Here is a 19857-nt window from a genome sequence, read left to right on the forward strand (position 1 = left end):
GAAAATAGATGACGGAACTCAATGCTGCCCCGCTGTACAGCATTCGCGGGCTGCAGCTGATCGGCTGGCGGGATATGCAGCACGCGCTGAACTACCTCTTCGCCGACAATAATATTAAGCAGGGCACGCTGGTGGCGATCAACGCGGAAAAAGTGCTCACTACGGAAGATAATGCCGAGGTGAGGGCGCTGATGGATGACGCCGAGTTTAAGTACGCCGACGGCATCAGCGTGGTGCGCTCCATTCGCAAAAAATATCCGCAGGCGAACGTCTCGCGGGTGGCGGGTGCCGATCTTTGGGAAGCAATAATGGCCCGCGCAGGCAAAGAGGGTACGCCGGTGTTTCTGATTGGCGGCAAAGCCGAGGTGCTGGCAGAAACTACCGCGCGGCTGCGCAAGCAGTGGAACGTTAACATCGTCGGCAGCCAGGACGGTTACTTCACTGCCGAGACGCGGGATGCGCTGTTTGAACGCGTCCGCCAGAGCGGGGCAAAAATTGTGACCGTGGCGATGGGCTCTCCGAAACAGGAGCTGCTGATGCGCGACTGCCGGCGCGTGCATCCCCGGGCGCTGTATATGGGCGTTGGCGGTACCTACGACGTGTTCACCGGGCGCGTGAAGCGCGCGCCGCGCGTCTGGCAGAAGCTCGGCCTGGAGTGGCTGTACCGCCTGCTGTCTCAGCCGAGCCGCATCACGCGACAGCTGCGCCTGCTGCGCTACCTCCGCTGGCATTATACTGGCCGCCTCTAATCTTTTAGCTTTTTCAACTGCGTTGTGCAGCAAATGCGCAACGCGATCGCATATTTGAGAGTTTATTTGCCATTTATCGCGAATTGTTAAACCATTCGCATCCTTAAGAGGCTGTTTGCCATTAAAACAGACTGCTATCGGCAATTTATTCGTTACATAACAATAACCGGCGTTGACCGGAACATTGCAAATACAGAGGATCTATGTCTGAAAAACAACCAACTCTGCAGCGAGGGCTGGAAGCGCGGCACATTGAGCTTATTGCTCTGGGCGGCACCATTGGTGTCGGGCTGTTTATGGGATCGGCGAGTACCTTAAAATGGGCCGGTCCTTCGGTGCTGCTGGCCTATATTATCGCTGGCCTGTTCGTCTTCTTCATCATGCGATCAATGGGCGAGATGCTGTTCCTGGAGCCGGTGACCGGCTCCTTTGCGGTTTATGCACATCGCTACATGAGCCCCTTCTTCGGCTACCTGACGGCGTGGTCCTACTGGTTTATGTGGATGGCGGTGGGGATTTCGGAGATAACCGCTATTGGCGTGTACGTGCAGTTTTGGTTCCCGGAGATGGCGCAGTGGATACCGGCGCTAATCGCCGTCGGGCTGGTGGCGCTGGCGAATCTGGCGGCGGTGCGCCTGTACGGCGAGCTGGAGTTCTGGTTTGCGATGATCAAAGTCACCACCATTATCGTGATGATCGTTATCGGCCTCGGAGTTATCTTCTTCGGTTTCGGCAACGGCGGCCACTCCATTGGTTTTGATAACCTGACGCAGAACGGCGGTTTCTTTGCCGGCGGCTGGAAGGGCTTCCTGACGGCGCTGTGTATTGTTGTCGCCTCCTATCAGGGCGTCGAGCTTATCGGCATCACTGCCGGTGAGGCTAAAAATCCGCAGGTGACACTGCGCAGCGCGGTAGGCAAGGTGCTGTGGCGGATCCTGATTTTTTACGTGGGCGCCATTTTCGTCATCGTCACCATTTTCCCGTGGAATGAAATAGGTACAAACGGCAGCCCGTTTGTGCTGACCTTCGCGAAAATAGGTATTACCGCTGCGGCCGGTATTATTAACTTCGTGGTGCTGACCGCAGCGCTCTCCGGCTGCAACAGCGGCATGTACAGCTGCGGGCGCATGCTGTACGCGCTGGCGAAAAACCGCCAGCTGCCGCAGGCAATGGCGAAAGTCTCACGCCACGGTGTGCCGGTGATGGGCGTGGCGGTCTCTATCGCAATTCTGCTGATTGGCTCCTGCCTGAACTACATTATCCCGAATCCGCAGCGGGTATTTGTTTATGTCTACAGTGCCAGCGTGCTGCCCGGCATGGTGCCGTGGTTCGTGATCCTGATTAGCCAGCTGCGCTTTCGCGAAAAGCACAAGCAGGCGCTGATGAGCCATCCGTTTCGCTCGGTGCTTTTCCCGTACGCGAACTGGCTGACGATGGCGTTTTTGGTTTGTGTGCTGGTCGGAATGGGCATTAACGAAGATACGCGTATGTCGCTGTTTGTCGGCATTATCTTCCTCGCCGTCGTCACCCTGCTTTATAAGCTGTTAGGCTTTAGCCGGGGCACTGAGCAGGCGGATTCGCAGCAATAAGCGGCAAAATGCGTAAAGCATAACCAAACGCGCGTATTCTTTAAAAAAGCACTAGACAGCGGGGCGTGACGTCCGTATTATCCACCCCCGCAACGGCGCTAAGCGCCCGTAGCTCAGCTGGATAGAGCGCTGCCCTCCGGAGGCAGAGGTCTCAGGTTCGAATCCTGTCGGGCGCACCATTTTCTTCCGGTGCTGGAGCTGCGGTGGCCTGTGAAGTGACAGGACCGCGTAAAAGAATACAGTGGTGGCTATAGCTCAGTTGGTAGAGCCCTGGATTGTGATTCCAGTTGTCGTGGGTTCGAGTCCCATTAGCCACCCCATTATTTAGAGTTTTGTGATATGCGAAGGTGGCGGAATTGGTAGACGCGCTAGCTTCAGGTGTTAGTGTCCTTACGGACGTGGGGGTTCAAGTCCCCCCCCTCGCACCACAGCTCTGAACGAATTGAACTAAAAATTCAAAAAGCAGTATTTCGGCGAGTAGCGCAGCTTGGTAGCGCAACTGGTTTGGGACCAGTGGGTCGGAGGTTCGAATCCTCTCTCGCCGACCAAATTTGAACCCCGCTTCGGCGGGGTTTTTTCTATTCTGAAATCAGCTGTCTGCACGCAAATATACTGCCTTGTCGCCATTCGACGACATCTCATTTAATCCTAAATCACTTTTGCCGCTGATTCTGCGGTGTCAGAGTTGCTCCGGCTATGCAATAATAGTGGCGTAGATGCTCATTCCATCTCTTATGTTCGCGAAAGCCTCATAAACTCCGGAATGATGCAGAGCCATTTGCGGTGCTTATCGTCCACTGAAAGATGTCGCTTCGGCCTCATCAAACCCCCTGGACACAACGTTGAGTGAAGCACCTTTTGTTGTCATACAGACCTGTTAACGCCTGCGCTGGTTTCAGCGCGGGCGTTTTTTTATGGGCGGGATTGACCGGTAAAAGAAAAGGGCCTTGCGGCCCTTATGTTCAGGAAGGCGGATTGTTTTGCAAGGTGAGCAGTAAACCGTCCCGGCGCATCGCTGCGGCCTCGGCAGGCTGGCGCAGCTTGTCCAGCGCATCGGCCAGCCACGCGTAGTCAAACGCATCAGGGCGCTGCTTCAGCGCGGCGCGGAAGGCTACTGTCGCTTCGTGCCATTCGCCGTGCTTCATTAGAGACTGGCCCAGCGTGCTCCACAGCAGAGGACGATCCCCCACGCTTTTCAGCTGCTGGCGCAGCACTTTCTCAAGCTGTTCCGGATTGCTGGTTTTCAGCCGCGGAATAGGCAGCAGCAGGCGATCGTCATACTGGCGCTTCAGGCCGTCAATAATGATCTGCTGCGCGGTCTCGTGGTCGTCACATTCAATCAGGTGATCGGCCATTGCCACCTGTAGCGCCACCTGATGGCGCGTTTTGCGGCTCTGATTCTTCCACCACGCGCCGAGCCCGTCGCTGCCGTGCTCTGCCCGCGCCTGATCCATTAAGCCAATCCACGCCTGCTGCTCAAGCGCGGCGCGGTGCTCTTCATCGGCGACGTTAGCTTTCGCCATTGAAGGCAGAATATCGAGCAGCGACGACCAGGCGCCGGTGCGGATATAGGCCTGCTCTGCCAGACGCAGCACTTCCGGATGGCGCGGAGCGATCTCCAGCAGCCGGTCGACGCCGTGGCGCGCGGCATGATCTTCATTGCGGGCCAGCTGCAGGCGCACGCGGGTGATTTCAACCGGGATAAGATCGTTGCCCGCCATTTCGGCGGCGCGCTCCAGGTGCTGGTTCGCCCGTATTTCATCCCCGCGCTGCTGCGCGGCCTCGGCGGCCAGCAGATAGTTAACCACCGGCTGCTCGGCGTGATCGGCATTTTTCGACAGCAGCTTTTCTACCTGCTGATGATCCCCTTCTGCCAGCTTGAGCAGCGCCTGTTCAGTCTGCTTGCGGGCGCGGCGGCGCTTGCGGCCGGTAAACCAGCCCCGGGTGTGCGCCCCGGTGCGGAAAATGCGGCGCAGCAGCCACTCAATAGCAAACAGCACCACGAAAGTCAGGATCAGGATAATGACCAGGCCGGTTACGCTGGTTTCGATATTGTAGTTATCGGTCTGGATCAGGACGTAGCCCTGATGTCCTGCCACCATCGGGCCGACGACGATGCCGGCAATCAGCAGTGCAAAAAGCAAAAGAACTTTTAACATGACTTATTCTCCCTGCGCTGCGGCAGCGGGAGCAGGCTCGGCCGCCGCCTGCGGAGCCGATGCTGGCTGGGCCATAAGATTACGCACCCGGGTTTGCATCAGCTTTTCCAGAATCGGCTGGCTCTGTAATGAATCCGGCACGTCCATATTAATGCTCTGCTGGCCGAGCTTATCCAGCTCGTCGAGGAAAGCTTTGGTAGTCGCATCGTCCGTATCATAGTAGGCGCGTACCCACGTAGAGACGTTGTCCAGCGCCTGCTTGTAAGTCTCTTCCTGGTGGCGCGGCACGGCCTGGGCGGCAACCAGCAGGCGGGATCGGATGTTCTCACGCAGGTAGACATCCTGATTCGGCGCCAGCAGCGGCACGGCGGTTTCATCCCGGCGGCGAACGGTAATAAAGTTGTCCATGAAATTCTGCCAGCTCTTTTGCAGATTGATGCGCCATTCGTTCAGCGAGCTGGAGAGTTCGCTGCCGTCGCTGTCCATCGGCATATCGTCGTCGTTATTGTCTGCCAGGCGCAGATTATCTATCTGGTTGGAGAGCTGATTCACCTTCAGGATAATGCCGTCGTAATCCACCTGCGCAATGCCTGAAAGGGTAGAAATATCGTTGGTGATCGCGCGGCGGGCGCCAATCAGGCTCGGATCGTTCATATCCGCCAGGCTGGCGTCGGCGCTTTTCAGCAGCGCGGCGGCAGTGGTGACATCCTGATCGCTCCACAGCTTGCGGCCGGCCAGCTTGACCAGGAAATCTGCCTGCGCGAGCAGCCAGGTTTTCGCATCGCTGCCGGAAATGGTGGCGACTTTTTGCTGCAGCTCATCCAGCTTTTTCGCCATCGTATCTTCGCGGCTTTTTGCCTCATCCAGCTGCGTGGACTGCTGCTTGATCACCGACTCCAGCTCGCTTTTTTGCGTATCCTGCGCTTTTTGCAGCGCCGCAACCTGGCTGACCAGCTCGTCGCGGGAGGCGGTTTGCGAGATGTTCTGCTTCTTCATTAAACCGTACATGCCGGCACCCGCCGCCAGCGCAATGGCGATAGCTACCACGCTCAGCGTCAGGCTGGTTTTATTGCCGCCATTCTTCTTTTCGGCTGTGTGAGACACTGGCGCGTTGTCCGCGGCCTCCCTGGTCTCTTCAACCACGGCGGAGTTCTCTTTTTGTTCCGTCATTATGGCTTCCAGTTGTGAGAGTTATTGTAAAGCACGCAGCAGCGCGTCATTGTCAGCGCCATCGGCTACCCTGATATTCCGCCAGCCCAGCTCCCGGGCCAGTATTGCAAGACGCTCGCTTACCACCAGCAGCTCACAGGTTAACAACCAGCTTTCGCGATACCATTCGGGCGTCAGCGACCAAAGCCGGTGCAACATTTCACCGCTGGTAACAACCAGCATCGTCACGCCGCGGCGCTGCCAGCGCATCGCCTCTTCAGCGCCGTCGTAATGACGGTCGCAGCGTTGATAACATTCACAAAACGCCACCGAGGCGCCGCGCTGTCGGAGTGTTTCTCCCAGCAGCTCCCGCCCGCCGTTACCGCGCAGGATGAGCGCTTTCTTACCGGCAACATTTTGTAATTCAGGTAATTGTAGCAACACTTCGCTAATCTCCCTGTCGAGAGGGTAGCGAACCGCCATTCCGCTGGCGGTATGCAGTGCCAGCGCCGTGGCTCTGCCAATGGAGAAATAACCGGGCGACGCAGGCCAGCCCAGCTTCTGCTGTATTAGCTGGCCCTGCGCGAAGTCTACCGCGTGGCGAGAGAGGGCGAACAGCATATCGCCGCTGCCAAGAGATGCCAGTCCGGCGCCAAGCTGCGCCAGATCGCGTCCGGGTGCGAATTCAATTAACGGAAAGCTCCAGGCCTCTCGCCCCAGCGCGCGCAGGCGGCTGACTAATTCCTCCCCCTGCGGAGAAGGGCGAGTGACCAGGATGCTCATGCCGGACCCTCTCCCTGATAAACGTCCGCCAGAATTTCGCGCGCGCCGCTGTTCAGTAGCTCTTCTGCCAGCGAGACGCCCAGCGCGGCGGCATCTTCAGCCGGGCCGCGGCGTTCGCCGCGCACCATCGTTTTACCGTCGGGCGAGCCGACCAGCGCGCGCAGCCAGATATCGCCGTCAACCAGCTCGGCATAGCTGCCGATAGGCACCTGGCAGCCGCCTTCCAGCCGGGTATTCATCGCCCGCTCCGCGGTGACGCGAATGGCGGTTTGTGGATGATTGAGCGGCGCCAGCAGCGCCAGAGTGCGCTCATCGTCAAGACGGCACTCGATGCCCACCGCACCCTGACCCACCGCGGGCAGAGACTGCTCTGCGGAGAGCGGCTGGCGGATGCGCGATTCGAGGCCCAGACGCTGTAGGCCCGCCACCGCGAGGATAATGGCGTCGTACTCACCGGCGTCCAGCTTGCTCAACCGGGTGCCGACGTTGCCGCGCAGGGAGCGGATAATCAGATCGGGCCTGCTGGCCGCGAGCTGGCACTGGCGGCGCAGGCTGGAGGTGCCCACCACGCTGCCGTGCGGCAGCGCAGCGATATTTTCATAGCGGTTTGAGACAAAGGCATCGCGAGGATCGCCCCGCTCGCAGATAACGGAAAGGCCGAGCCCGTCGGGAAATTCAACCGGAACATCCTTCATGGAATGCACGGCAATGTCGGCGCGATCTTCAAGCAGCGCCAGCTCAAGCTCTTTAACGAACAGGCCTTTACCGCCGACTTTTGCCAGCGGCGTATCAAGAATAACGTCGCCACGCGTAACCATCGGCACCAGCTCGACGCGTAGCTGGGGATGGTGCGCTTCCAGGCGCTCTTTAACGTAATGTGCCTGCCAGAGTGCAAGGGGACTTTGGCGCGTGGCAATCCTTAAAACTTTGTCTAACATGCTTGTTACCGTATTTGTCATCTACCCTTCATCCTAACATTGTTGCTATAAGGATGTTAGTTTTCGCATTTTTCCGAAATCGGCATTTACCGTAGCGAAAAATGTGCTACAAAATGTAGGCCCTTTAATCAGTGCTAGACTGGTATGTAGTGCATCTTTCTTTACGGTCAAATTGTAAGGTGTTAAATTGATCACGTTTTAAACCGTTTGTTGCTCCTCGTCAGCGAAGCTATCGGTAACATCCGGAAGCGGTTCTCGTTAAAATCCAAAAAATCTTGCCTCCGAAAGCGTATAACTCATCTCTCCGGAATCGCAGGGTTCGAACATCAGGCGATATGTCTTGTACCTCTATATTGAGACACTAAAACAGAGACTGGATGCCATTAATCAACTGCGCGTGGATCGTGCGCTAGCAGCCATGGGGCCCGCTTTTCAGCAGGTCTACAGTCTTCTGCCGACATTATTACATTATCATCACCCGCTGATGCCGGGTTACCTTGAAGGTAACGTTCCCAAAGGCATCTGCCTCTACACGCCTGATGAAACCCAACGCCACTACTTAGACGAGCTGGAGCTGCATCGCGGTATGCCGCCGCAGGAATCGGCGGTGGGTGAACTGCCAATCACCGGCATCTATTCAATGGGCAGCACCTCGTCCGTGGGGCAGAGCTGCTCTTCCGATCTGGACATCTGGGTCTGCCACCAGGCGTGGCTCGATAATGAAGAGCGCCAGCTGCTGCAGCGTAAGTGTAGCCTGCTTGAGAGCTGGGCCGCGTCGCTGGGCGTGGAAGTCAGCTTTTTCCTGATCGATGAAAACCGTTTTCGCCTGAACGCCAGCGGCAGCCTGGGCGGCGAGGACTGCGGCTCGACGCAACATATTTTACTGCTGGATGAGTTTTACCGCACCGCCGTCAGGCTGGCGGGCAAGCGCATTCTGTGGAACATGGTGCCCTCTGACGAAGAAGAGCACTACGACGATTACGTGATGACGCTGTACGCCCAGGGCGTGCTGACGCCGAACGAGTGGCTGGATCTCGGCGGATTGAGTTCGCTCTCTGCCGAAGAGTATTTTGGCGCCAGCCTGTGGCAGCTGTACAAGAGCATCGACTCGCCCTACAAGGCGGTGCTGAAAACCCTGCTGCTGGAAGCCTATTCCTGGGAATATCCCAATACCCGCCTGCTGGCGAAAGATATTAAGCAGCGCCTGCACGATGGCGAAATCGTTTCGTTCGGTCTCGATCCGTACTGCATGATGCTGGAGCGCGTCACCGAATATCTGCAGGCCATTGACGACCAGACCCGGCTGGATCTGGTGCGCCGATGTTTCTATCTCAAAGTGTGCGAGAAGCTCAGCCGCGAGCGCGCCTGCGTCGGCTGGCGTCGCGAGGTATTGAGCCAGCTGGTGAAAGCCTGGGGCTGGAGTGAAGAACGCCTGACGATGCTCGATAATCGGGCTAACTGGAAAATCGATCAGGTGCGCGAAGCGCACAACGAGCTGCTCGATGCGATGATGCAGACTTACCGCAATCTCATTCGTTTCGCCCGCCGCAACAACCTCAGCGTTTCCGCCAGTCCGCAGGACATCGGCGTGCTGACCCGCAAGCTGTATGCCGCCTTTGAAGCACTTCCCGGCAAGGTGACGCTGGTTAACCCGCAGATATCGCCGGATCTCTCCGAGCCGAATCTGACCTTTATCTACGTGCCGCCCGGCCGCGCTAACCGCTCCGGCTGGTATCTGTACAATCGCGCGCCGAACATGGAGTCGATCGTCAGCCACCAGCCGCTGGAATATAACCGCTACCTGAACAAGCTGGTGGCCTGGGCGTGGTTTAACGGCCTGCTGACGTCCCGCACCCGGCTGTTTATCAAGGGCAACGGGATTGTCGATCTGGCCAAGCTGCAGGAGATGGTGGCTGACGTATCGCATCACTTCCCGCTGCGGCTTCCGGCCCCAACGCCGAAAGCGCTGTACAGCCCGTGCGAAATCCGCCACCTGGCGATCATTGTTAACCTTGAATACGATCCCACCGCGGCGTTCCGCAACCAGGTGGTGCATTTCGATTTTCGCAAGCTGGACGTTTTCAGCTTCGGCGAAGAGCAAAGCTGCCTTATCGGCAGCGTCGATCTGCTGTACCGCAACTCGTGGAATGAAGTGCGTACTCTGCACTTTAACGGCGAGCAGGCAATGATTGAGGCGTTGAAAACCATTCTGGGCAAAATGCATCAGGACGCCGCGCCGCCGGACAGCGTCGAGGTGTTCTGCTACAGCCAGCACCTGCGCGGCCTGATCCGCACCCGGGTTCAGCAGCTGGTTTCCGAGTGCATCGAGCTGCGTCTTTCAACTACCCGCCACGAAACCGGACGCTTCAAGGCGCTGCGCGTCGCCGGGCAGACCTGGGGCCTGTTCTTTGAACGCCTGAACGTGTCCGTGCAGAAGCTGGAAAACGCCATTGAGTTTTACGGCGCTATTTCCCACAACAAGCTGCACGGCCTGTCGGTACAGGTGGGGAGCAATCATGTGAAGCTGCCGGCGGTGGTGGATGGTTTTGCCAGCGAAGGGATTATTCAGTTCTTCTTCGAAGATACCAGCAATGATAACGGCTTTAACATCTATATCCTCGATGAGAGCAACCGCGCCGAGGTTTATCATCACTGCGAGGGCAGTAAAGAGGAGCTGGTGCGCGACGTAAGCCGCTTCTACTCCTCGTCGCATGACCGCTTTACCTACGGCTCAAGCTTTATAAACTTCAACCTGCCGCAGTTCTATCAGATAGTGCAGGTGGATAACCGCGAGCAGGTGATCCCGTTCCGTACGCAGAATATTGCTGCCGCGGCGCCGGCTAACCAGGATTCTCCGACACCGCTGCTCAAGCAATACTTCTCGTGATCAGCGAAACGCGATAGCCTCGCCGGCCTGCTGCGAGGCGGCCTCTCCCAGCAAGTCCCAGAAAGCCTGGCCGCTGCGATCGCACACCCACTCGCCCTCGACGAGATCAAAATGGTAGCCGCCCTGGCGGGTGGCGAGCCACACCTGATGCAGCGGCTCCTGACGGTTAATAATGATCTTGCTGCCGTTGTCAAAACTCAGGGTCAGCACGCTGCCGTTAATCTCGCAGTCGATATCGCCTTCCCCGTCCCAGCTGTCGATACGCTCTTCAATGGTGAGCCACAGGGCGTCGGCGAGGCGATGAAATTCACTGTCGTTCATTTTTGTTTCCCATTATTGCGTGATGGCGACAGTATATCGCTAAACGCTTGCTTTTACGTCTTCTCCTGCGATGATAGAAGGCAGAAAGCATCCACTACAGGCACTTTAGAATGAAGAACATTTTTCGACCGCTGGTACTGTTAACCGCTCTACTGACGCTGGCAGGCTGCGGCCTGAAAGGCCCTCTCTATTTCCCGCCTGCGGACAAAAATGCGCCGCCGCCAACCAAGCCGGTTAAAAATGATATTGAAAGCGATTCCCCAATCCGCAACGACCGAGGCGATGGCGATGGTCCTTCACAGGTTAACTATTAACGGACCCATTCTGAATCCGCACGACTGGAGCAAAAAATGCAGTTCTCTAAAATGCACGGCCTTGGCAACGATTTCATGGTCGTCGATGCGGTAACGCAGAATGTGTTCTTTTCTCCGGAGCTAATTCGCCGCCTGGCCGACAGGCATCACGGCGTGGGATTCGATCAGCTGCTGGTGGTCGAGCCGCCCTACGATCCGGATCTCGATTTCCACTACCGTATCTTCAATGCCGACGGCAGTGAAGTGAACCAGTGCGGCAACGGCGCGCGCTGCTTCGCGCGCTTTGTGCGCCTGAAGGGCCTGACCAATAAGCGCGACATCCGCGTCAGCACCGCTAACGGCCGGATGTCTCTCAGCGTGACCGATAACGATCTGGTTCGCGTCAACATGGGTGAGCCCAATTTTGAGCCGTCCCAGGTGCCTTTTCGCGCCAACAAAGCGGAAAAGACCTATATCATGCGTGCCTCGGAGCAGACAGTCTTGTGCGGCGTTGTCTCGATGGGCAACCCTCACTGCGTGGTGCAGGTTGATGATGTTGAAACCGCCGCGGTTGAAACATTAGGCCCCGTTCTGGAAAGCCACGAGCGTTTCCCCGAGCGCGCCAATATTGGCTTTATGCAGGTGGTCAAACAGGATCACATTCGCCTGCGCGTTTACGAGCGCGGCGCGGGTGAAACCCAGGCCTGCGGCAGCGGCGCTTGCGCGGCGGTTGCCGTTGGCATTCAGCAGGGCCTGCTGACCGAAGAGGTGCGCGTGGAGTTACCGGGCGGTCGCCTTGATATCGCCTGGAAAGGTCCGGGCCAGCCGCTGTTTATGACCGGCCCGGCGGCACACGTCTACGACGGATTTATTCACTTATGAAACAGACAGGGGAAGAGCTGCAGAGCGAGGCCGCCGTGCTTGACGATCGCACGGTGGTGGAGTACCTGCAGCAACATCCTGAATTCTTCATCCGCAATGCCGCCATTGTCGAACAGATGCGCATTCCCCATCCGGTACGCGGCAGCGTATCGCTGGTCGAGTGGCACATGGCCAGGGCGCGAAAGCAGATTAACGTACTGGAAGAGAACATCTCCCTGCTGGTGGAGCAGGCCAGCGCTAACGAGAGCCTGTTCTACCGCCTGCTGCAGCTGCAAACTCGGCTGGCGGCAGCGGACAGCCTGGACGACATGCTCAAGCGCTTCCATCGCTGGGCGCGTGATTTAGGCCTGGCGGGGGCGACGGTACGCCTGTTTGCCGACCGCTGGCGCATCGGCGCACCGTCGAAGTTCACCCAGCTGGCTCTGTCGCGACAGGCTTTTGAACCGATACGTATTCAGCGCCTCGGCCAGCAGCGCCACTACCTCGGCTCGCTGAACGGCCCCGAACTGCTGGTGGTGATGCCAGAGGCGAAAGCTATCGGCTCGGTGGCGATGTCGATGCTCGGCAGCGACGAAGATCTGGGGGTTGTGCTGTTCAGCAGCCGCGACGTGCAACACTATCAGGCGGGACAGGGCACACACCTGCTCGATGAGATTGCTCTGCTGCTGCCCGGCCTGCTGGAACGCTGGGTCGAGCGCATATGAGTGACGCGGTTCTCTCCGGGGCGGTCGAACGCTTTCTGCGCTACCTGAGCGTTGAGCGCCAGCTCAGCCCGATTACGCTGCTTAATTACCGCCGCCAGCTCGATACCATTATCGCCCTTGCCGAAGAAGCAGGCATTACGCGCTGGCAGCAGTGCGACGCCGCAACGGTGCGCGGTTTTGCCGTGCGCAGCCGCCGCAAGGGGCTCGGCCCCGCCAGCCTGGCGCTGCGCCTCTCCGCGCTACGCAGCTTTTTCGACTGGCTGGTCAGCAAGGGCGAGCTGCAGGTCAACCCGGCGAAAGCCGTATCTGCCCCGAAAACGCCGCGCCACCTGCCCAAAAATATCGACGTTGACGACGTGAATCGGCTGCTGGATATCGATCTTAACGATCCGCTGGCGGTGCGCGATCGGGCGATGCTGGAGATAATGTACGGCGCGGGCCTGCGCCTGTCCGAGCTGGTTAATCTGGATATCAAGCATCTGGATCTCGATACCGGCGAAGTGTGGGTGATGGGAAAAGGTAGCAAAGAGCGCCGCCTGCCCATTGGCCGCAGCGCGGTGCAGTGGCTTGAGCACTGGCTGGATCTGCGCGGTTTATTCGGCGCCGACGAAGACGCGCTGTTTTTGTCAAAGCTCGGCAAACGGATCTCGGCGCGTAACGTGCAGAAGCGCTTCGCCGAGTGGGGAATCAGACAGGGCCTGAACAGCCACGTGCACCCGCACAAGCTGCGCCACTCCTTCGCCACGCACATGCTCGAATCGAGCGGCGACCTGCGCGGCGTGCAGGAGCTGCTGGGCCACGCTAATCTTTCCACCACGCAAATCTATACACATCTCGACTTTCAACATCTCGCCTCGGTATACGACGCAGCGCATCCGCGGGCCAAACGGGGGAAATAATGCGTTTTTATCGTCCACTGGGCCAGATCTCTGCCCTGACTTTCGATCTTGATGACACTCTTTACGATAATCGCCCGGTGATCCTGCGCACGGAGCAGGAGTCGCTGGCGTTTGTGCGTGGCTACCATCCGGCCCTGAGCCAGATTGAAAACAGCGACTTTAAGCAGCTGCGCCAGGCGCTGCGCGAGGCGGAGCCGGACATTTATCATGATGTCACCGAGTGGCGCCGCCGCGCGGTCGAGCAGGCGATGCTCAACGCCGGTCTTTCCGCGCAGGATGCCCGCGCGGGCGCCGATGCGGCAATGGCGAACTTTGCCCGCTGGCGCAGCGCCATTGACGTCCCGCAGGAGACACACGATACGCTGAAAGCGCTGGCGGCGAAGTGGCCGCTGGTGGCAATTACCAACGGCAACGCCGATCCGTCGCTGTTTGGCCTCGACGGCTATTTCAGCTTCGTGCTGCGCGCCGGCCCCGACGGCCGCGCCAAGCCGTTTAGCGACATGTATCATCTGGCCGCAGAACGCCTTAACCTGCCGCTCGGTGAGATCCTGCACGTCGGCGACGATCTGACCACCGACGTCGCCGGGGCGATCCGCTGCGGGGTGCAGGCGTGCTGGATAAACCCCTACGACGCCGACTTAATGCAGGCCTGCGACAGCCGCCTGCTGCCGCATATCGAAATTTCGCGGTTGGCATCCCTCACTGCGCTGATATAATCGTCAGTAAATCTGTATAAATTACCAGTATCACTCTGTAGGCCCGGCCGGCGATGCGCCGCCGGGCAATACATCTGTCACAACTTACCCGGCGGTGCCAATGGACGTTTCATACCTGCTCGACAGCCTTAATGACAAACAGCGCGAAGCCGTGGCGGCAGATCGCACCAACATGCTGGTGCTGGCGGGAGCAGGGAGTGGCAAGACGCGGGTGCTGGTACACCGCATTGCGTGGCTGCTGAGCGTGGAGAACTGCTCGCCATACTCAATTATGGCGGTGACCTTTACCAACAAGGCGGCGGCGGAAATGCGCCACCGCATTGGCCAGCTGATGGGTACCTCCCAGGGCGGCATGTGGGTGGGCACCTTCCACGGCCTGGCGCACCGGCTGCTGCGCGCCCACCATCTGGACGCCGGGCTGCCGCAGGACTTCCAGATCCTCGACAGCGAAGACCAGCTTCGGCTGCTCAAGCGGCTGATAAAAGCCATGAATCTCGACGAGAAGCAGTGGCCGCCGCGTCAGGCGATGTGGTACATCAACGGCCAGAAAGACGAAGGCATCCGCCCGCACCATATTCAGAGCTACGGCAACCCGGTGGAGCAGACCTGGCAGAAGGTTTATCAGGCCTATCAGGAAGCCTGCGATCGCGCCGGGCTGGTGGATTTTGCCGAGCTGCTACTGCGCGCGCACGAGCTGTGGCTCAACAAGCCGCACATTCTTCAGCACTACCGCGAGCGCTTCACCAATATTCTGGTGGACGAGTTCCAGGATACCAACAACATCCAGTACGCCTGGATCCGCCTGCTGGCGGGCGATACCGGTAAAGTGATGATCGTCGGTGATGACGACCAGTCAATCTACGGCTGGCGCGGGGCGCAGGTTGAGAACATCCAGCGCTTCCTGAAGGATTTTCCCGGTGCGCACACCATTCGCCTGGAGCAGAACTACCGCTCCACCAGCAATATCCTCAGCGCGGCCAACGCCCTGATTGAAAACAATAACGGCCGCCTCGGCAAAAAGTTGTGGACCGAGGGCGCGGAAGGCGAACCTATCTCCCTCTACTGCGCGTTCAACGAGCTGGACGAAGCGCGGTTCGTGGTTAACCGCATCAAAACCTGGCAAGACAACGGCGGCGCGCTGGAGCAGTGCGCAATTCTCTACCGCAGCAACGCCCAGTCCCGCGTGCTGGAAGAGGCGCTGCTGCAGGTGAGCATGCCGTACCGAATTTACGGCGGTATGCGCTTCTTCGAGCGCCAGGAAATCAAGGACGCGCTCTCCTATCTGCGCCTGATCGCCAACCGTAATGACGATGCCGCTTTTGAGCGTGTGGTAAACACGCCGACGCGCGGCATCGGCGACCGCACGCTGGACGTGGTGCGGCAAACCTCCCGCGACAGGCAGCTGACGTTGTGGCAGGCGTGCCGCGCGCTGCTCAAAGACAAAGTGCTGGCCGGTCGCGCCGCGGGCGCGCTGCAGCGCTTTATGGAGCTGATCGAGGCTCTGGCGCAGGAAACGGCGGAGATGCCGCTGCACGTTCAGACCGACCGGGTTATCAAAGACTCCGGCCTGTGGATGATGTACGAGCAGGAGAAGGGCGAAAAGGGCCAGACGCGCATCGAAAACTTAGAGGAGCTGGTGACCGCCACGCGGCAGTTCAGCTATAACGACGAAGACGAAGATCTGGTGCCGCTGCAGGCGTTTCTGTCCCACGCCGCGCTGGAAGCAGGCGAGGGCCAGGCCGACACCTGGCAGGACGCGGTGCAGCTGATGACGCTGCACTCGGCAAAAGGGCTGGAGTTTCCGCAGGTGTTTATCGTCGGCGTGGAAGAGGGGATGTTCCCGAGCCAGATGTCGCTGGACGAAGGCGGACGCCTCGAAGAGGAGCGCCGGCTGGCGTACGTTGGCGTAACCCGCGCGATGCAAAAGCTGACGCTGACCTACGCCGAAACTCGTCGCCTTTACGGCAAAGAGGTCTATCACCGCCCTTCACGCTTTATCGGCGAGCTGCCGGAAGCCTGCGTGGAAGAGGTGCGTCTGCGCGCGACTGTCAGCCGCCCGGTGAACCATCAGCGCATGGGTACGCCGGTTGCGGAAAACGATACCGGCTACAAGCTTGGCCAGCGCGTGCGTCACCCTAAATTCGGCGAAGGCACGATTGTGAACCTGGAGGGCAGCGGCGAGCACAGCCGTCTGCAGGTGGCTTTCCAGGGACAAGGTATTAAATGGCTGGTGGCCGCCTACGCGCGGCTCGAAAATTCCTAACATTAAGATAAACATCATATTTTTGTAATATTCTGCTAGTCTTATTGGCCGGAGAAGAGGAAATATTCTCTGGCGTTTCGCTGCGTGTTGACGCTGGATTTAGGCTGGCGTAACATGCGCGCACGATTACGCTAAGAGGACTGATACCTTGGACACACCCAGTAGATGCTGGCTCAACTTCCTGCAATCCAGGAACAACTCCTAAGGCTATCACCTCCTGCTGATGGCCTTAGAGGTTGTCAGCGACCCGCTTTATCCCCGTCGCACTGAGTCAGGCTGAATGGTCTGAAACGCCCAATGTTTCTGTGTGCCCACCGTACTGTCCAATAAATTACTGCATTGGGAGTCCCGGTCATGCTGAGCGCATTTCAACTGGAAAACAAACGTTTAACGCGCCTTGAGTCTGACGACATCAAGCATCTTGCCAGCTCCGTCTGGGTAGATCTGGTGGAGCCGGATGACGAAGAGCGTAACCGCGTACAGACAGAGCTGGGCCAGAATCTGGCAACCCGGCCCGAACTGGAAGACATCGAGGCCTCGGCCCGATTCTTCGAAGACGAAGACGGCCTGCACATCCACTCCTTCTTTTTCTTTGAGGATGCCGAAGATCACGCCGGCAACTCTACCGTGGCGTTTACCATTCGCGAAGGGCGGCTGTTCACTTTACGCGAGCGCGAACTGCCCGCGTTCCGTCTGTACCGCATGCGCACCCGCAGCCAGGAGATGGTTGACGGCAACGCCTACGAGCTGCTGCTGGATCTGTTTGAGACCAAAATCGAGCAGCTGGCGGACGAAATTGAGAATATCTACAGCGCACTGGAAAAGCTGAGCCGCGTCATTATGGAAGGGCACCAGGGCGACGAGTACGACGAAGCGCTGTCGAAGCTGGCGGAGCTGGAAGATATCGGCTGGAAGGTGCGCCTGTGCCTGATGGATACCCAGCGCGCGCTGAACTTCCTGGTACGCAAGGCGCGCCTGCCGGCGAATCAGCTTGAGCAGGCTCGCGAGATCCTGCGCGATATCGAATCCCTGCTGCCGCACAACGAATCCCTGTTCCAGAAAGTTAACTTTCTGATGCAGGCGGCGATGGGCTTTATCAACATCGAGCAGAACCGAATCATCAAGATCTTCTCAGTAGTTTCCGTGGTCTTCCTGCCGCCGACGCTGGTGGCCTCCAGCTACGGAATGAACTTTGAGTTTATGCCGGAACTGCACTGGAGCTTCGGCTACCCCGGCGCGATTGTCTTTATGATCCTCGCCGGACTGGCGCCGTATTTGTACTTCAAACGTAAAAACTGGTTATAAACGAGAGGGAGCTTCGGCTCCCTTTTTTATTGTCCGATATTATCTGGCTGAATGTTTTTTATACTCTACACTTTATCAGCAGTTTCCAGCACTGCAGATATCCGCTTTTCCAACTACGGCGCCAAGAATAATCACTATTAACAGGGATAATATCTATGAAGTCTCCTCAATGGGTGGAAACGATTTTTGGTAAAGGACCCCTTGATAAACGCGGTTATATAATTTCCTGGTTCACATACTGGATACTGTTGAGTGTTATTATGGCTCTCGGCCTGGCTTTTTTACCGGAAGGACGGCTCTGGTTTATACCCATTATCGTTGCCTTTGGCTTCTGCCAGCTTATTTATCGCTATATGCCCACGCTGGGCTGGCGTAAATTATGGTGCGTGCTGGGCTTTTTCCCCATTACCAATATTATCTTCTTTATCGTACTGCTGTTTATTAAGCAGAAATAAACAGAGTAGTGTCCGTTTCACGCCGCCTGGAATCTTTAAAATAACTCCTGCGCAAAGTCCGCATAGCTGTCCCGCTCAATCGCGCTGAAACTCTTAATCAGTAGCGGCCCGGCGATAGCCTCTTCCCGCGCAATTTCCCCCAGTGCCGCTCGCAAGGCATTCAGCCCACGCGCGGAGGTTTTCTGCGAGGTGATAAGTGGCAATCCCGGCGTAGAGGCCGTTTCGCCAATAACGGATAATCCGGCCAGGACCTGCGGCTGGTAGCGGGCCAGCAGGGCGAAGGTGACGCAGTCAATGGCGGCAATGTCGGCTTCTTTCTGCTGGAGTGCCGCCAGCGACTGCCGGTGGCTGCCGCTCCAGACAATATGGCTAAAAAAGGCCGCATCGCCGCCTGTTGCGACGAGCAGGGCCCGGTAGCCCGACTGAGAATCCTGTGCGTTGCACGCTGCGGTCAGACCGCGAAAATCCGCCAGCGTCCGGCTGCTGTTTTCCGCCCGGGTGACCAGCAGGCTGCGGTAGTTTGGCCCCTCGCAGCCCGGCGCGGCGTAGTGGAAGCATCCCACCACCTGCACGTCGTGCAGCTTTGTCGCCAGCGGGTAGCCGCAGGCCTGACTCAGCAGCACGCTGTCGTGCTGCCAGTGGGCGAGCAGGTCGGCGGGTCGGCTGAAGTGCGCGTGCGGGAAATAGCGCAGCAGCGCCGCCGCCAGCGCGTCGGTGGCGTGCGGTACGAGGTCGTACATCGGCAGTGCGATTTCATTGGGGATCATGATGTTCCTGCTTTACGCCGGGATGTGCGGTGACGTCTACCGGGCGAAACCGGTATTTGCGCCACCACTCGCGGTAGCCTTTTACCACGAAGCCGTGGTTGCGCTGCTGGTACAGATCGCGATCCTGCAAATAGATTTTTCGCAGTCCGTACCAGGGAATACCGGGCAAGTCGTGATGTACTGAATGATAGTTCAGATTGAGGAACAGCAGCCGCCAGGGCAGGGACGTTTCGGTAATTGCCGAGCGATCCAGTGGATCGTCCGCCGCGCGATGCTCCAGAAAGGATCGTACTTTGGTCAGGGCGAGCGCCGGGTAGCTCACTGCCGCAAGATACCACGCGATGGAAAACTGGTTGTGCCGCAGCCAGAGGAACAGCAGCACCAGCAATACGGCATGGATAAACCACATGGCGAGAGTGTTTGCTTCACCGCGGCGTACGGCGTTAACGATCCCCGCCAGCACGGCGGCGATATCCAGCAGCGGCGCCAGCAGCAATCGGCCCGGGAAGGTATTGCGCAGGCGGATCAGGCGCTTTTGCCATCGGGGAAACTGCTGCCAGCGCTGGTCGGAAAAGTAGTAAGTCTCGGGATCGTCGTCCGGCAGGGTCAGGGCGTGGCTGCGGTGGTGCGCCAGATGCGAGTCGCGGTACAGGCCATAGGGATACCACACGGCCAGCGGCAGCATCCCGAAGAGCTGGTTGACGCGCGGCCAGCGGGTTGGATGGCCGTGAATCAGCTCGTGCTGCAGCGACATATACCAGGCGGTAAACAGGATCAGCAGCAGCGTTGCGGGCAGCAGGCCGAGTAGCGGCCAGAAATGGAGCGTCGTGAACCAGCCGCCGTAAATGACGGCCATCAGCAGCCAGGTGGGCAACTCGCTGCGCCACAGCCAGCCGCGGGCGAGGCGCTGCACATTTTCACGCTGCTGTTCTGATAACCAGGCGCTGCGCCTGGCGGGGGTTGGCGGGGACATTTGGCCTCTCTGTCGTCTCTTTTTA

At 58.4% G+C, this 19857-nt stretch carries 19 protein-coding genes and 4 tRNA genes; 16 read left to right on the top strand and 7 right to left on the bottom strand.

Annotation, left to right across the window (positions count from 1 at the left end):
* Positions 1-8 precede the first annotated feature (8 nt).
* The 6 genes from wecG to QZ766_RS09270 all read left to right on the top strand — a co-directional run bounded on the left by wecG (position 9) and on the right by QZ766_RS09270 (position 2886).
* Positions 9-749, top strand: a complete 741-nt coding sequence (gene wecG, locus QZ766_RS09245; protein ID WP_297200573.1) for a lipopolysaccharide N-acetylmannosaminouronosyltransferase — start codon at positions 9-11, stop codon at positions 747-749.
* 203 nt (positions 750-952) lie between these two features.
* Positions 953-2338: an amino acid permease gene (locus QZ766_RS09250; RefSeq protein ID WP_297200575.1), complete on the top strand. Its 1386-nt coding sequence runs from the start codon at positions 953-955 to the stop codon at positions 2336-2338.
* A 102-nt stretch (positions 2339-2440) separates the two neighbouring features.
* Positions 2441-2517 (top strand) — tRNA-Arg (locus QZ766_RS09255).
* A 65-nt stretch (positions 2518-2582) separates the two neighbouring features.
* Positions 2583-2658: transfer RNA gene (locus tag QZ766_RS09260), tRNA-His, on the top strand.
* 21 nt (positions 2659-2679) lie between these two features.
* Positions 2680-2766: transfer RNA gene (locus tag QZ766_RS09265), tRNA-Leu, on the top strand.
* A 43-nt stretch (positions 2767-2809) separates the two neighbouring features.
* Positions 2810-2886: transfer RNA gene (locus QZ766_RS09270), tRNA-Pro, on the top strand.
* 414 nt (positions 2887-3300) lie between these two features.
* Here QZ766_RS09270 and hemY read toward each other — a convergent pair.
* The 4 genes from hemY to hemC are packed head-to-tail and all read right to left on the bottom strand — an operon-like array spanning position 3301 to position 7367.
* Positions 3301-4497: a protoheme IX biogenesis protein HemY gene (hemY, locus tag QZ766_RS09275; protein WP_297200580.1), complete on the bottom strand. Its 1197-nt coding sequence runs from the start codon at positions 4495-4497 to the stop codon at positions 3301-3303.
* A gap of 3 nt (positions 4498-4500) precedes the next feature.
* Entirely contained in the window at positions 4501-5667 is a 1167-nt protein-coding gene (gene hemX, locus QZ766_RS09280) for a uroporphyrinogen-III C-methyltransferase (RefSeq protein WP_297200582.1), read from the bottom strand.
* A 21-nt stretch (positions 5668-5688) separates the two neighbouring features.
* Positions 5689-6429 carry a uroporphyrinogen-III synthase gene (gene hemD / locus QZ766_RS09285; RefSeq protein WP_297200585.1) on the bottom strand — a complete coding sequence of 247 codons (741 nt, stop codon included), beginning with the start codon at positions 6427-6429 and terminating at the stop codon, positions 5689-5691.
* Positions 6426-7367 carry a hydroxymethylbilane synthase gene (hemC, locus tag QZ766_RS09290; protein ID WP_297200588.1) on the bottom strand — a complete coding sequence of 314 codons (942 nt, stop codon included), beginning with the start codon at positions 7365-7367 and terminating at the stop codon, positions 6426-6428. The genes hemD and hemC overlap by 4 nt, the downstream gene beginning before the upstream one ends.
* A gap of 340 nt (positions 7368-7707) precedes the next feature.
* Between hemC and cyaA the strand changes: the two genes are divergently transcribed.
* Positions 7708-10254, top strand: a complete 2547-nt coding sequence (cyaA, locus tag QZ766_RS09295; protein WP_297200592.1) for a class I adenylate cyclase — start codon at positions 7708-7710, stop codon at positions 10252-10254.
* Here cyaA and cyaY read toward each other — a convergent pair whose 3' ends face one another.
* A complete protein-coding gene (gene cyaY / locus QZ766_RS09300; RefSeq protein ID WP_297200594.1) occupies positions 10255-10575 on the bottom strand; it encodes an iron donor protein CyaY in 321 nt (106 codons plus the stop codon).
* A 110-nt stretch (positions 10576-10685) separates the two neighbouring features.
* Here cyaY and QZ766_RS09305 point away from each other — a divergent pair, with 110 nt between their 5' ends.
* The 9 genes from QZ766_RS09305 (at position 10686) to QZ766_RS09340 (ending at position 18092) form a co-directional block, all read left to right on the top strand.
* Positions 10686-10889 carry a lipoprotein gene (locus tag QZ766_RS09305; RefSeq protein WP_297200596.1) on the top strand — a complete coding sequence of 68 codons (204 nt, stop codon included), beginning with the start codon at positions 10686-10688 and terminating at the stop codon, positions 10887-10889.
* A gap of 36 nt (positions 10890-10925) precedes the next feature.
* Positions 10926-11750, top strand: a complete 825-nt coding sequence (gene dapF / locus QZ766_RS09310) for a diaminopimelate epimerase (RefSeq protein WP_297200599.1) — start codon at positions 10926-10928, stop codon at positions 11748-11750.
* Positions 11747-12454 (top strand): DUF484 domain-containing protein, encoded by a 708-nt coding sequence (locus tag QZ766_RS09315; protein ID WP_297200601.1) that lies wholly within the window; start codon positions 11747-11749, stop codon positions 12452-12454. Before dapF ends, QZ766_RS09315 begins: the two co-directional genes overlap by 4 nt.
* Positions 12451-13353 (top strand): tyrosine recombinase XerC, encoded by a 903-nt coding sequence (xerC, locus tag QZ766_RS09320; RefSeq protein WP_297200604.1) that lies wholly within the window; start codon positions 12451-12453, stop codon positions 13351-13353. The genes QZ766_RS09315 and xerC overlap by 4 nt, the downstream gene beginning before the upstream one ends.
* Positions 13353-14069, top strand: coding sequence for a 5-amino-6-(5-phospho-D-ribitylamino)uracil phosphatase YigB (gene yigB, locus QZ766_RS09325; protein ID WP_297200607.1), 717 nt, complete (start codon positions 13353-13355; stop codon positions 14067-14069). Before xerC ends, yigB begins: the two co-directional genes overlap by 1 nt.
* Before the next feature lie 100 nt (positions 14070-14169).
* Positions 14170-16332, top strand: coding sequence for a DNA helicase II (uvrD, locus tag QZ766_RS09330; RefSeq protein WP_297200610.1), 2163 nt, complete (start codon positions 14170-14172; stop codon positions 16330-16332).
* A gap of 148 nt (positions 16333-16480) precedes the next feature.
* Positions 16481-16537 carry a YsgD/CorL family protein gene (ysgD, locus tag QZ766_RS23070; protein WP_366509402.1) on the top strand — a complete coding sequence of 19 codons (57 nt, stop codon included), beginning with the start codon at positions 16481-16483 and terminating at the stop codon, positions 16535-16537.
* 149 nt (positions 16538-16686) lie between these two features.
* On the top strand, positions 16687-17637 hold the full coding sequence (gene corA, locus QZ766_RS09335; protein ID WP_297200613.1) for a magnesium/cobalt transporter CorA: 951 nt from the start codon (positions 16687-16689) through the stop codon (positions 17635-17637).
* A 155-nt stretch (positions 17638-17792) separates the two neighbouring features.
* Positions 17793-18092 carry a hypothetical protein gene (locus QZ766_RS09340; protein WP_297200616.1) on the top strand — a complete coding sequence of 100 codons (300 nt, stop codon included), beginning with the start codon at positions 17793-17795 and terminating at the stop codon, positions 18090-18092.
* A 35-nt stretch (positions 18093-18127) separates the two neighbouring features.
* On the opposite strand, the gene QZ766_RS09345 is transcribed toward QZ766_RS09340, so the two are convergent.
* Both QZ766_RS09345 and QZ766_RS09350 read right to left on the bottom strand, forming a co-directional pair.
* On the bottom strand, positions 18128-18859 hold the full coding sequence (locus tag QZ766_RS09345; protein WP_297200618.1) for a PhnD/SsuA/transferrin family substrate-binding protein: 732 nt from the start codon (positions 18857-18859) through the stop codon (positions 18128-18130).
* Entirely contained in the window at positions 18846-19832 is a 987-nt protein-coding gene (locus QZ766_RS09350; RefSeq protein WP_297200622.1) for a fatty acid desaturase, read from the bottom strand. Before QZ766_RS09350 ends, QZ766_RS09345 begins: the two co-directional genes overlap by 14 nt.
* Positions 19833-19857 lie beyond the last annotated feature (25 nt).

This window comes from uncultured Pluralibacter sp. (assembly GCF_913775985.1).
GTDB lineage: Bacteria > Pseudomonadota > Gammaproteobacteria > Enterobacterales > Enterobacteriaceae > Pluralibacter.

What these genes read in the sequence shown, in the direction of transcription:
- QZ766_RS09345 (WP_297200618.1), bottom strand. Translation starts at nt 18,859, where the DNA reads ATGATCCCCAATGAAATCGCACTGCCGATGTACGACCTCGTACCGCAC.
- QZ766_RS09305 (WP_297200596.1), top strand. Translation starts at nt 10,686, where the DNA reads ATGAAGAACATTTTTCGACCGCTGGTACTGTTAACCGCTCTACTGACG.
- uvrD (WP_297200610.1), top strand. Translation starts at nt 14,170, where the DNA reads ATGGACGTTTCATACCTGCTCGACAGCCTTAATGACAAACAGCGCGAA.
- QZ766_RS09350 (WP_297200622.1), bottom strand. Translation starts at nt 19,832, where the DNA reads ATGTCCCCGCCAACCCCCGCCAGGCGCAGCGCCTGGTTATCAGAACAG.
- yigB (WP_297200607.1), top strand. Translation starts at nt 13,353, where the DNA reads ATGCGTTTTTATCGTCCACTGGGCCAGATCTCTGCCCTGACTTTCGAT.
- corA (WP_297200613.1), top strand. Translation starts at nt 16,687, where the DNA reads ATGCTGAGCGCATTTCAACTGGAAAACAAACGTTTAACGCGCCTTGAG.
- hemY (WP_297200580.1), bottom strand. Translation starts at nt 4,497, where the DNA reads ATGTTAAAAGTTCTTTTGCTTTTTGCACTGCTGATTGCCGGCATCGTC.
- hemX (WP_297200582.1), bottom strand. Translation starts at nt 5,667, where the DNA reads ATGACGGAACAAAAAGAGAACTCCGCCGTGGTTGAAGAGACCAGGGAG.
- hemC (WP_297200588.1), bottom strand. Translation starts at nt 7,367, where the DNA reads ATGTTAGACAAAGTTTTAAGGATTGCCACGCGCCAAAGTCCCCTTGCA.
- QZ766_RS09250 (WP_297200575.1), top strand. Translation starts at nt 953, where the DNA reads ATGTCTGAAAAACAACCAACTCTGCAGCGAGGGCTGGAAGCGCGGCAC.
- cyaY (WP_297200594.1), bottom strand. Translation starts at nt 10,575, where the DNA reads ATGAACGACAGTGAATTTCATCGCCTCGCCGACGCCCTGTGGCTCACC.
- wecG (WP_297200573.1), top strand. Translation starts at nt 9, where the DNA reads ATGACGGAACTCAATGCTGCCCCGCTGTACAGCATTCGCGGGCTGCAG.
- dapF (WP_297200599.1), top strand. Translation starts at nt 10,926, where the DNA reads ATGCAGTTCTCTAAAATGCACGGCCTTGGCAACGATTTCATGGTCGTC.
- hemD (WP_297200585.1), bottom strand. Translation starts at nt 6,429, where the DNA reads ATGAGCATCCTGGTCACTCGCCCTTCTCCGCAGGGGGAGGAATTAGTC.
- QZ766_RS09315 (WP_297200601.1), top strand. Translation starts at nt 11,747, where the DNA reads ATGAAACAGACAGGGGAAGAGCTGCAGAGCGAGGCCGCCGTGCTTGAC.
- xerC (WP_297200604.1), top strand. Translation starts at nt 12,451, where the DNA reads ATGAGTGACGCGGTTCTCTCCGGGGCGGTCGAACGCTTTCTGCGCTAC.
- QZ766_RS09340 (WP_297200616.1), top strand. Translation starts at nt 17,793, where the DNA reads ATGAAGTCTCCTCAATGGGTGGAAACGATTTTTGGTAAAGGACCCCTT.